This window comes from Actinomadura sp. NPDC048032 (assembly GCF_040653175.1).
Classification (GTDB): Bacteria; Actinomycetota; Actinomycetes; order Streptosporangiales; family Streptosporangiaceae; genus Spirillospora; species Spirillospora verrucosospora.
This window is the reverse complement of sequence record NZ_JBEZJP010000342.1, coordinates 1-9,330: the sequence shown is the minus strand read 5'-3', so window position 1 is coordinate 9,330 and position 9,330 is coordinate 1. Positions and strand designations below refer to the sequence as shown.

Below are 9,330 nucleotides of genomic sequence, written 5' to 3'. Positions count from 1 at the left end.
GGCGGACGTGTTCCTCGGCCGGTACGGCGGCGCCGGCCTGGCCGGCGCGCTGGCGTTCCAGGCGGGGTGGGCGGCCGTCCTGCTCGGGGCGGGCGCGCTGGCGACGCGGGCGGCGCGGCGGAGGCTGGTGGTCCACGGTGGCTGACCCCGCGGCGCCCGGGGCGCTGCGCGTGTACGGGCTGCTCGCCTGGACGTGGATCCGGGCGGCGGCGCAGTACCCGGTGTCGATGGTGCTGCTGGGCCTGGCCACGGCGGTCGTCTCCGTCCTGGACGCGGTCGCCATCATGGTGCTGTTCTCGCGGGCGCCGCGCATCGCCGGGTTCGGCGTGTCCGAGGTCCTGTTCCTGTACGGCACGTCGGCCCTGTCCTTCGCGCTCTCCGACATCGTCCTCGGGTCGACCGAGCGGCTCGGGGCGCACGTGCGGGAGGGGACGCTGGACGCGATGCTGGTGCGCCCGGTGAGCCCGCTGGTCCAGATCGCGACGGAGGGGTTCACGCCGCGGCGGCTCGGCAAGCTCGTCCCGGCCGTGCTGGTGCTCGGGTACGCGCTCGGCCGCCTGGACGTCCACTGGACGCCGGGCCGGCTCGCGATGGTCCCGGTCATGGTGCTGTCCGGGGCGGCGATCTTCGGCGGGCTGTGGGTGCTGACGGCCGCGGTGCAGTTCGTGCTCGTCGACAGCCACGGGGCGAGCAAGTCGCTCACCTACGGCGGCGCGTTCCTCACCCAGTACCCGATGACCGTGTTCGCCCGCGACCTGGTCCGCGGGGTGACGTTCGTCGTGCCGCTGGCGTTCGTCAACTGGCAGCCCGCGCTGTACGTCCTGGACCGTCCGGACCCGCTCGGGCTGCCGGGCGCGGCGCGGTTCGCCTCCCCGGCGGTCGCCGCGGCGCTGGGCGCGGCGGCGGCGGCCGCGTGGCGGGCCGGCCTGCGGCACTACCGATCGACAGGGAGCTGATTGCCGGTGCCGATGATCGAGGCCGAGGACGTGGCCAAGGCCTTCACCGTGCGGACACGCTCGGGCGTCCTGCGGCGGGGGCGCAGGACGGTGCGCGCGGTGGACGGGGTGTCGTTCACGGTGGAGCGGGGCGAGTTCGTCGGCTACCTCGGCCCGAACGGGGCGGGGAAGTCGACGACGATCAAGATGCTGACCGGGATCCTCACCGCGTCGTCGGGCACCCTGCGGGTGTGCGGGCTGGACCCGTCACGGCGCCGCACGACGCTCGCGCGCCGCATCGGGGTGGTGTTCGGGCAGCGGACGACGCTGTGGTGGGATCTGCCGCTGCGCGCCAGCCTGGCGCTCGTCCGCCGGCTCTACCGGGTCGAGGCGGCCGCGCACCGTGAGCGCCTGGCGGAGCTGACCGCGCTGCTGGAGCTGGAGCCGTTCCTGGACACCCCGGTCCGGCAGCTCAGCCTCGGCCAGCGGATGCGGGGCGACCTCGCGGCGGCGCTGCTGCACGACCCGGAACTGCTCGTGCTGGACGAGCCGACGATCGGCCTGGACGTGGTGAGCAAGGCGACCGTCCGCGGATTCCTGGAACGCGTCAACGCCGAGCGCGGCACCACGGTCCTGCTGACCACGCACGATCTCGGCGACATCGAGCGGCTCTGCCGCCGCGTCCTGATCATCGACCACGGCCGGCTCGCCTACGACGGCGGGCTGGAGGAGCTGCGCCGCACCGTGGACGCCGACCGGCTGCTGGTCGTGGAGCTCGCGCGGCCGGCCCCGCCGATCACGCTGGACGGGATCGAGGCGGAGCGTGTCGAGGGGCCCCGGCAGTGGCTCCGGCTGCCGAACGCGGCGAACGCGGCGGCCGTGGTCGCCGCACTGGCCCGCGACCACGACATCCGCGACATCTCCCTGCGGGAGGCGGGCATCGAGGACGTCCTCGCCGGCCTCTACCGGGGCGACCACGCGTACTGGTGCTCGGGCCGGCCCGTGGCGCCGTAGCGCAGCGTCACCACGACCCGCCCGGCCTCGGCGAGCGCCGCGAGGTAGCGCTGGGCGGTGGCGCGGGAGATGCCGACCTCGTCGGCGATCTCGGCCGCGGACCGCGGCTCCTCCGCCCGCCGCAACGCGTCGCAGACCAGCCGCGTCGTCACCGGCGACCGGCCCTTGGGCGCGGGCGCGCGGGCGTGCAGCGGCGCGTACAGGGCGCGGACCGCGCCGTCGAGGTCCTCCTGGGACAGCTCGCTCCCGCCCGCGAGGGCGTCCCGGTACCGGGCGTAGGCGGTGAGGCGCTCGTTCAGCGCGGCGGCGGTGAACGGCTTGATCAGGTAGTGCAGGGCGCCGTGCCGGAAGGCCTCGCGCACGGCGCGGGGATCGGCGGCGGCCGTCGCCATGATGACGTCGGCGTCCAGGTCGGGCAGCAGGGTGAGGCCCGAGGCGTCCGGCAGGTAGACGTCCAGCAGGACGAGGGCGGGCCGCAGCTCGGCGGCCATGGACCTGGCCTGGGCGGCGGAGTGCGCGAGCCCGGCGACCGCGAACCCCCGCAGCGCCGCCACGAACCCGGCGTGGACCTGCGCCACGCGGAAGTCGTCGTCCACCACGAGCACGTCGATCATCGCACCGCCTCCGCGCCCAGCACCCCGGGGAGGCGGGCGACCGCCACGGCCCCGCAGCCGCCGGGACCGCCCGTTCCCGCGTCCACGAACGTCACGTCGCCGCCGCGGGCGCGGGCGGTGCGGCGCGCCAGGCCGAGCCCGAGCCCGCGCGAGCGGCCCGCGGCGGCGTCGCGGGTGGAGACGCCGTCGTCGAACACGGCGTCGCGCAGGCCGTCCGGCAGCCCGTCGCCGGAGTCGGTGACGGTGGCGTGCAGGTCGCGGCCGTCGCCGAGCAGCTCGACCTCGACGCGGGCGGGCCGGCGCGGCCCGAGCCGCGCGGCCTCGACGGCGTTGTCGACGAGGTTGCCGACGACGGTCGTCACGTCGAGAGGGTCGGCGACCCGGCCCGGCACGTAGCTGCCGGCGCCGATGTCGAGGCGGACGCCCTTCTCGGCGGCGACGGCGGACTTGGCCGACAGGAACGCCCGCAGGTAGGGGTCCGAGACGGGGTCGGGCAGGTTGTCGGGCGCCGGGGCGCGGCGCGCGGCGTCCTCCATCAGGGTGCCGACGTAGTCGGCGGCCTCCTCGCTGTGGCCGAGCTGGAGCAGGCCCGCGAGGGTGTGCAGCCGGTTGGCGTACTCGTGGCGCTGCGCGCGGAGGGCGTCGAAGAGGGTGCTGACCGAGTCCAGCTCGCGGGCGAGGGTCTCCAGGTCGGTGCGGTCGCGCAGGGTGATGACGGCGCCGAGGTCGCGGCGGTGCCTGCGGACCTCCCGCCGGTTGACGACCAGGACGCGCTCCCCCGCGGTGACGAACAGGTTCGCGGCGTCGCGGCGTCCCGTGAGGACGTCGCGCAGCGTCCCCTCCGCGGCGAGATCCCCGGCGGGGGCGCCGCGCTTGAGGGCGACGCCGAGCAGCCGGGACGCCTCGTCGTTGCAGACCGCGATCCGGCCCGCGGTGTCGACGGCCACGACGCCCTCGCCGACGCCGTGCAGCACCGCCTCCCGCTCGTGGACGAGCTCCACCAGCTCGTACGGTTCGAGGCCGAGCGTCTGCCGCTTCAGCCGGCGGCCGATCGCGACCGAGGCGACCACGCCGAGCAGGACGGCGCCCGCGACGAACAGCGACATCTCGCGCAGCACGTGGCCGAGCTCCCGGTCGATGGCGCGGGCGTCGAACCCGACGCTGACCTCGCCGAGGATCCGCCCGTCCGGGCCGTACAGCGGCACCTTGCCGCGCGCGGACAGCCCGAGCGTGCCGCGCTCGACGCGGACGACCTCCCGCCCGGCCAGGGCGTCGGAGGGGTCGGTGCTCACGTGCCTGCCGAGCTCCAGCGGGTTCGGGTGGGACATCCGCAGGCCCCGGTTGTCGGTCACCACGACGAACAGCGCCCCCGTCCGGACCCGGACGCGTTCGGCGCGGTCCTGCACGAGTCCGTCGCGGTCGCCGGCGGCGACCGCCGACGCGATCCGCGGGTCGGCGGCGACGCTGCGCGCCACCGTGAGGGCCCGCTGGCCGTACTGGTCGCGGAGCCGGCCGTCGAGCATCCAGGCGACCAGCCCGTACCCGAGGACCGCCACCACCACGACCACTCCGACCTGCAGGATCAGCACCTGGCGGGCGAAGGTGATGCGGGGCCGGACGGACATGACGTGCACCGTAGACCATGCCGGCCCGGCCGCCCAGCCCCCGGGCGAGCAGAACGAGCAAAACCTTGCGTATCGCGCTTAACGAGGGGATTCGCGGCTTGCGAGCACATCGCGGGCAAGGGTTCCGGTGACGCGCGCCATATCCGTACGGTGCCGCCGTGTCCACATCAGCATCATCCAAGCGAGACGGGGCCGGGCGACCGGCCGGGCCCGTGATCGAACTGCACGGCGCCACCAAGCGCTTCCGGTCGGCGGGCGGCGTCCACACGGCGGTCAGGGACCTGCACATGGCCGTGGGGCCGGGCGAGTTCGTCGCCGTGGTCGGCCCGACCGGCTGCGGCAAGTCGACCACCCTGTCCCTGGTCTCCGGACTGGAGCCGGCGTCCGCCGGCCGGGTCCTGGTCCACGGCAGGCCCGTGGACGGGATCCCCGACGGGGTCGGCTACATGTTCCAGAACGACGCCGTCCTGCCGTGGCGGTCCGTCCTGGACAACGTCGCGGCGGGGCCCCGCTACCGGGGCGCCTCCAAGCGGGAGGCGCGCGACCGCGCCCGGGACTGGGTCGCGCGGGTCGGCCTCGCCGGCTTCGAGGGCTACTACCCCCACCAGCTGTCGGGCGGGATGCGCAAGCGCGTCGCGCTGGCGCAGACCCTCGTCAACGAGCCGTCCGTGCTGCTCATGGACGAGCCCTTCTCCGCCCTGGACGTCCAGACCCGCGGCCTCATGCAGGACGAGCTGCTGCGCCTGTGGTCGGGGTCCGGCGCCGCCGTCGTGTTCGTCACGCACGACCTGGAGGAGGCGCTCGTGCTGTCCGACCGGGTCGTGGTCATGACCGCGGGCCCCGCGACGATCAAGAGCGTGTTCGAGGTGCCGCTGGAGCGACCGCGCGACGCCGAGGAGGTCCGGCTCACCGGCGGTTTCCTCGACATCTACCGCGAGGTGTGGGACTCGCTGCGCGAAGAGGTCCAGATCACCCGCGAGAGAGGGGCCGGCCATGCGGCGTGAGACGAGGACGCGCGAGGCGGAGACCGCCCCGGCGGCGGAGACCGCCGACCGGCCCGTGCCCGCTCCGGACGACGCCGTTCCGGAGGACCGGAGCGAGCACGGCGACGTGGCCGCGATCGCGCGGCTGCGCACGGCCGGGCTGCGCCGCACCCTCGGCATCACCGCCGTCCGGGTCGCGCTCGTGGCGGTCTGGCTCGGGTCGTGGGAGCTGGCCGCGCGCAACTGGATCGACCCGTTCTACTACTCGATGCCGTCGAAGATCTGGGAGCGGCTCGTCGACTGGTTCACCGAGGGCACCTCGCAGGGGTCGATCTGGGAGCAGATCTCGGTCACGCTCCAGGAGGCGGTCGCGGGCTTCGCGCTCGGCGCCGCGGGCGGCGTCGTGCTCGGCATCGTGCTCGGCCGGAGCCGGTTCCTGTCGGACGTGTGCGCCCCGTTCATCAAGGCCGTCAACGCGATCCCGCGCATCATCCTGGCCTCGCTGTTCATCATCTGGTTCGGCCTCGGCATGCAGTCCAAGATCGCCACGGCGTTCGTGCTGGTGTTCTTCGCGGTCTTCTTCAACGCCTTCCAGGGCGCCCGCGAGGTCGACCGGAACCTCGTCAACAACGCGCGGATCCTCGGCGCGGGGCGGACGCAGGTGCTGTGGACGATCGTGGTGCCGAGCGCCACCTCGTGGATCCTCGCCTCGCTGCACTCGGCGTTCGGATTCGCCATCATCGGCGCGGTCGTCGGCGAGTACACCGGCGCCGACCGGGGCCTCGGCCTGCTCATCAACCACTCCCAGGGCACCTTCGACGCCGCCGGGATCTACGCCGGAATGATCATCATCACGGTGCTGGCGCTGCTCGCCGAGTACCTGCTCACGCTGCTGGAGGGCCGGCTGCTGCGCTGGCGCCCCGCCGCGTCCGGGCACGACGTCCAGATCTGACCCCGCCCGTCCCCGCCCCCGGGCCTTCCCACCCCCATCGCACGACCAGGAGAACCGCCATGCCCACCACCTCCGTCCGGGTCGGCGCAGCCGCGCTCGCCGCCCTCACCGCCCTGTCGTCCCTGTCCGCCTGCCGCGACTCCCGCGCCGGTTCCGGCTCGGACGGCGGCTCCGGCGGCACGGTCAAAATCATGATCGGCGGCATCGACAAGGTCATCTACCTGCCCGCCAAGCTGACCGAGCAGCTCGGCTACTTCAAGGAGCAGGGCCTGGACGTCCAGCTGCTCACCGAGCCCGCCGGGGCGCAGGCCGAGAACGTGCTCATCTCCGGGGACGTCCAGGGCGTCGTCGGCTTCTACGACCACGCCATCCATCTCCAGACCAAGGGCAAGTGCGTGCAGAGCGTCGTGCAGATGGCGGACGTGCCCGGCGAGGCGGAGATGGTCTCGGCGTCCAAGGCGGGCTCCCTGACCTCCCCGGCCGGGTTCAAGGGCAAGAAGCTCGGCGTGACCAGCCCGGGCTCGTCCACCGACTTCATCACCCGCGCGCTGGCCGTGCGCAACGGCGTCAAGACCTCCGACTACACGACGGTGAAGGCGGGCGCGGGCCAGACGTTCATCGCCACGATGGAGAACGGCGGCATCGACGCCGGCATGACGACCGACCCGACCATCGCCAAGCTCGTCAGCACCGGCAAGGCCAAGGTCATGGTCGAGATGCGCACCGAGGAGGGCACCCGCCGGGCGCTCGGCGGCCTGTACCCGTCCAGCTCGCTCTACATGGACTGCGCGTACGTGAAGTCGCACGGCGAGACCGTGCAGAAGCTCGCCAACGCCTTCGTCAAGACGCTCGGCTGGATCAAGCAGCACAAGCCCTCGGAGATCGCGGCGAAGATGCCGAAGGACTACGCGGGCGGCGATCCGGCGCTGTACGAGAAGGCGATCGGCGACTCGATCAGCATGTTCAACGGGGACGGCGTGATGAAGCCGGACGCCGCCGAGAACGTCCTGAAGGTGCTGGCGCAGTTCTCCCCCGAGGTCGCGGAGAAGAAGGGGCAGATCGACCTGGCCGAGACCTACACCACGCGTTTCGTCAGCAACGCGAAGCAGGGCTGATCGTGCCCGTCTGACCCGAACGGACGCGGTGACGCGGGCCGGGCCTCGCGCGGAGGCCCGGCCCGTCAGCGTCCCATGGCGGAGGAGAAGTCCGCGTCGGCGTGATCCTCCCGTCGCCCCGACCCCCAGCGCCGCGGCGCCCAGGCGGGCATCAGCAGCGCGAATCCCATCATCCCGTACACGCCGGACCCGAGCAGCATGCGCAGGCCGAAGTCCATGTCGCCGGCGGGCGGCACCCTTCCGGGCAGGTCGAGGGCGCGGCCGGGGTCGACCAGGAAGTAGGCGGACGCGCCGAGCAGCGCCAGCGCCGGCACCAGCGAGACCAGCGGCGACGCCCACCGCGCGACGATGACGACGCCCGTCACCAGACCCACGGCGGCGAGCAGGGCGAACGCGCCGTAGATGCGCGTCCGGTCGGTGATCTCCTGCCCGGTGCCGTCGAAGGACTGCCCGGCCTGGACGTACCCCCAGGCCGCCCCGTACACCAGCGCGGGGGTGAGCAGGACGCCGAGGACGAGGCCGAACGCGTGGCGCACCGCGCATCACATCCATTCGAACGCGCCCGCCGCGGGGCGCGGGGTTCCGGTAGCGCCCCAATCACAACACGCGCGCCGGTGACGCCGCAGGAAATCCGTACCGTTTTATGGTGGTTCGTTTTGAACGCCTTTGGCTGGGCATCGCCGTCTCATTCGATCCGACAGCACGTTGGAGGAAACAATGTCGACCGCGATTTGGGTCGTCGTCGCCCTGGTGGTCGTCGCCGTTCTCGCCGCGGCCGGGTACCTCGCCACGACCCGGTCACGCACGGCGCGGCTCAGGCGGCGGTTCGGTCCCGAGTACGACCGGGTCCTGGAGCGCGAGGGCGGCCGCGCGGCCGCCGAGCGGGAGCTGCGCTCCCGCGAGCAGCGCCACCAGGAGCTGGAGCTGCGCGACCTCGACCCCCGGCGCCGCGAGGAGTACCGCGAGCAGTGGGTCCGCGTCCAGGAACGCTTCGTCGACGCCCCCGAGGCGGCGGTCGAGCAGGCCGACCAGCTCGTCACGGTGGTGATGGGCGAGCGCGGCTACCCCACGCACGGCTTCGAGGAGAAGGTCGCCCACCTGTCGGTCGAGCACGGCCGCACGCTGGACCACTACCGGCGGGCCCACACCATCAGCGGGAAGGCCGCGACCAAGGAGGCCTCCACCGAGGACCTGCGCCAGGCGATGGTCCACTACCGCGCCCTGTTCGAGGAGCTGCTCGCCCCGCACGGCGAGGGCCACCACGGCAAGGGCGAGGAGCACACCCCGAGAGACCCCGCGAAGCACGCCGCTCCGCACGCCGAGCAGCACACCGCGGAGCGCACCGACGACCACGCCGGCAAGCACGCCGCCGCCCCCGCCGGCCCGGCCGCCGGGCAGCGCGGCGACGACCGAACCATGAGGAGCTGACCCGATGGAGCACAGGCGACCCGAGACCGGAACGCCCGCGGCCGCCGGGCCGCTCACCGGCGAGCGCGCACGCGCCGCGGGAACGGCGGAACCCGGGACGACCGACGACCGGCACGTCGCCGGACCCGCACCGACAGCCCCCGGCGGGCAGGCGCCCGAGACCGTGCCGGACACGGTCCCGGACCAGGTGCCGGCCCACCGCGGCACGGACCGCGCCAGGACCCCCGTCAGGGACGCGGGCGCGATCAAGACCCCGAGCCAGGAGGCCAACCAGGTCAAGGCGTCCAGCCGGGACACCGACCCGATCGGGACCCCCGTCCAGAACGGCGAGCCCAAGCACGCCGCTCCCCAGCGGCCGGGCGCCGTCCCCGGCGCCCCGGGCACCGCGTCCGGCGGCGTTCAGGAGAAGCTGATCGACCCGTCCGAGGCCGAGCGGTTCCGGGAGCGGTGGCACGAGGTCCAGGCCGCCTTCGTCGACGACCCGGGCGAATCGGTGCGCAAGGCGGACGGCCTGGCCTCCGAGGCCGTCGACGCCCTCGGGCGCGCGCTGGCCGCGCACCGGCGCTCGCTCACCGCGGCGCTGGACGGCGGCGAGGCCGCCGACACCGAGCGCCTCCGGCTGGCGCTGCGCGGCTACCGCGACCTCTTGGACCGCATCTTCGCC

The 9,330-nt window shown here is 74.1% G+C and carries 10 protein-coding genes; 7 read left to right on the top strand and 3 right to left on the bottom strand.

The genetic code is table 11. The features are described from left to right. Positions 1-137: 137 nt before the first annotated feature. Both AB0C69_RS31850 and AB0C69_RS31845 read left to right on the top strand, forming a co-directional pair. Positions 138-956 (top strand): ABC-2 family transporter protein, encoded by an 819-nt coding sequence (locus tag AB0C69_RS31850; RefSeq protein ID WP_353834288.1) that lies wholly within the window; start codon positions 138-140, stop codon positions 954-956. A 12-nt stretch (positions 957-968) separates the two neighbouring features. Next, a complete protein-coding gene (locus AB0C69_RS31845; protein ID WP_345176355.1) occupies positions 969-1,949 on the top strand; it encodes an ATP-binding cassette domain-containing protein in 981 nt (326 codons plus the stop codon). On the opposite strand, the gene AB0C69_RS31840 is transcribed toward AB0C69_RS31845, so the two are convergent. Beyond that, complete coding sequence (locus AB0C69_RS31840) at positions 1,898-2,563, bottom strand: response regulator (RefSeq protein ID WP_360358691.1); 666 nt, start codon at positions 2,561-2,563, stop codon at positions 1,898-1,900. The two genes, AB0C69_RS31845 and AB0C69_RS31840, sit on opposite strands and share 52 nt — an antisense overlap. Then, positions 2,560-4,188 (bottom strand): sensor histidine kinase, encoded by a 1,629-nt coding sequence (locus AB0C69_RS31835; RefSeq protein WP_360358690.1) that lies wholly within the window; start codon positions 4,186-4,188, stop codon positions 2,560-2,562. The genes AB0C69_RS31840 and AB0C69_RS31835 overlap by 4 nt, the downstream gene beginning before the upstream one ends. 212 nt (positions 4,189-4,400) lie before the next feature. On the opposite strand from AB0C69_RS31835, the gene AB0C69_RS31830 reads away from it, so the two are divergent. Genes AB0C69_RS31830 through AB0C69_RS31820 form a run of 3 tightly spaced genes read left to right on the top strand, consistent with a single transcriptional unit; the run spans position 4,401 to position 7,238 of the window. Beyond that, positions 4,401-5,192 carry an ABC transporter ATP-binding protein gene (locus AB0C69_RS31830; protein ID WP_345176006.1) on the top strand — a complete coding sequence of 264 codons (792 nt, stop codon included), beginning with the start codon at positions 4,401-4,403 and terminating at the stop codon, positions 5,190-5,192. Next, positions 5,182-6,123, top strand: a complete 942-nt coding sequence (locus AB0C69_RS31825; RefSeq protein WP_360358689.1) for an ABC transporter permease — start codon at positions 5,182-5,184, stop codon at positions 6,121-6,123. Before AB0C69_RS31830 ends, AB0C69_RS31825 begins: the two co-directional genes overlap by 11 nt. 59 nt (positions 6,124-6,182) lie before the next feature. Then, complete coding sequence (locus AB0C69_RS31820) at positions 6,183-7,238, top strand: ABC transporter substrate-binding protein (RefSeq protein WP_360358688.1); 1,056 nt, start codon at positions 6,183-6,185, stop codon at positions 7,236-7,238. 65 nt (positions 7,239-7,303) lie between these two features. Here AB0C69_RS31820 and AB0C69_RS31815 read toward each other — a convergent pair whose 3' ends face one another. Then, complete coding sequence (locus tag AB0C69_RS31815) at positions 7,304-7,774, bottom strand: hypothetical protein (protein WP_360358687.1); 471 nt, start codon at positions 7,772-7,774, stop codon at positions 7,304-7,306. 181 nt (positions 7,775-7,955) lie between these two features. Between AB0C69_RS31815 and AB0C69_RS31810 the strand changes: the two genes are divergently transcribed. Both AB0C69_RS31810 and AB0C69_RS31805 read left to right on the top strand, forming a co-directional pair. Beyond that, a complete protein-coding gene (locus tag AB0C69_RS31810) occupies positions 7,956-8,666 on the top strand; it encodes a hypothetical protein (protein WP_360358686.1) in 711 nt (236 codons plus the stop codon). 4 nt (positions 8,667-8,670) lie between these two features. Continuing rightward, positions 8,671-9,330 (top strand): hypothetical protein (locus tag AB0C69_RS31805; protein WP_360358685.1); only part of this gene is annotated, 660 nt, incomplete at its 3' end.

Coding starts and splice junctions, on each gene's coding strand:
- AB0C69_RS31845 (WP_345176355.1), top strand. CDS start 969: ATGATCGAGGCCGAGGACGTGGCCAAGGCCTTCACCGTGCGGACACGC.
- AB0C69_RS31840 (WP_360358691.1), bottom strand. CDS start 2,563: ATGATCGACGTGCTCGTGGTGGACGACGACTTCCGCGTGGCGCAGGTC.
- AB0C69_RS31835 (WP_360358690.1), bottom strand. CDS start 4,188: ATGTCCGTCCGGCCCCGCATCACCTTCGCCCGCCAGGTGCTGATCCTG.
- AB0C69_RS31825 (WP_360358689.1), top strand. CDS start 5,182: ATGCGGCGTGAGACGAGGACGCGCGAGGCGGAGACCGCCCCGGCGGCG.
- AB0C69_RS31820 (WP_360358688.1), top strand. CDS start 6,183: ATGCCCACCACCTCCGTCCGGGTCGGCGCAGCCGCGCTCGCCGCCCTC.
- AB0C69_RS31810 (WP_360358686.1), top strand. CDS start 7,956: ATGTCGACCGCGATTTGGGTCGTCGTCGCCCTGGTGGTCGTCGCCGTT.